General features: G+C 45.7%; 1 protein-coding gene. It reads right to left on the bottom strand.

Features of this window, described 5'->3' with window-relative positions; translation table 11 throughout:
- Nucleotides 1–186: 186 nt before the first annotated feature.
- On the bottom strand, nt 187–1,129 hold a 943-nt coding region (locus ACEU5R_RS31925; protein ID WP_161790016.1), incomplete at its 5' end, for an AraC family transcriptional regulator.

Raw genomic sequence — 1,129 nt, forward strand, 5'->3', positions numbered from 1 at the left:
CTTCACAGTATTTCGCCCGTTGCATGGCAGCACATCAATATGTATGGCAATTTTGAGTTTAGTCCATCAACCTCAAAAATAGATATCGATGCATTGGTTGCTCGATATGCTGAACCAGAATATTGGAAGCAAGCGCTGATTGAGAACGAGAATTCAAGTGAGTGATTTTAGAATTTAAAGCTAACTTTACATTTTTGGCGCGTTGGGCAAATTTAGCCAAATTCGCTTAACCTGCTGTGGATTCTGCCCATAATAGCGTTTAAATTCACGACTGAACTGCGACACGCTTTCATAGCCAACTGCATAAGCGGCGCTTTGCACGGTGCAGTTAGTCTGCGTGAGGCGAGCATAAGCGTGGCTGAGGCGCACTTTTTTTAGATATTGCATGGGTGAATCGGCCGTATAGTGCTTGAATCTACGCTGCAAGGTGGGAATGCTCATGCCCATATGGGACGCCAAATCATGCAAAGTGACAGGCTGATCCAATTGACGTAAAAGAAACTCAGAGGCTTGTAAAAATTTAGCAAAGCTACCATCTTGCTCCAGCCACTCGCGGATAAATGCACAAACATCGGCTTGTTCTAATGCCGCATATACCAGCGTTTGAATGTGTGTGGGCATAAACAGATCGCACGTGACTGGATTGCCTAGTGCATTCAACAACCCGTATAAAGCCGTTTGGATGGCTGGAGTCACTTGAACAGACAAAAAACCCGAGTGCGAATGGGCTGCTGCCATCTGTTCCGATGTGCTGTCTGAATGCACAGTCAAGTGGTGTAGCAATTGCGCCACTTGTTTGCGTTCAAAACGGATTTGTATCCCAATGACAGGTTCTTGTTCGCTGGCGCGAATGTTGCAGTACACAGGATAAACTCCAGTCAGCAACAAAGCTTTGCTGGGGTTGTATACGTAATAATTTTGCCCAAGCTGTACACTTTTCTCACCTGAAAATAAAAATACCAATCCAGGTGCGTACAGTGTCGGTCGCAGCTCTTGAGCGCTGGTCTGATAAAAAAGATCTATGTCAGGGCTGCATGTGGGCAATAGCCCTTCAACTATAGATGAATTTGAGGCTTGCTGCTGCTTGAGCAATTGGCGTGCGATGGCGCATAGGGTTTCGTTGTTCATA

This window comes from Achromobacter sp. 413638 (assembly GCF_043119405.1).
Lineage (GTDB): Bacteria > Pseudomonadota > Gammaproteobacteria > Burkholderiales > Burkholderiaceae_B > Achromobacter.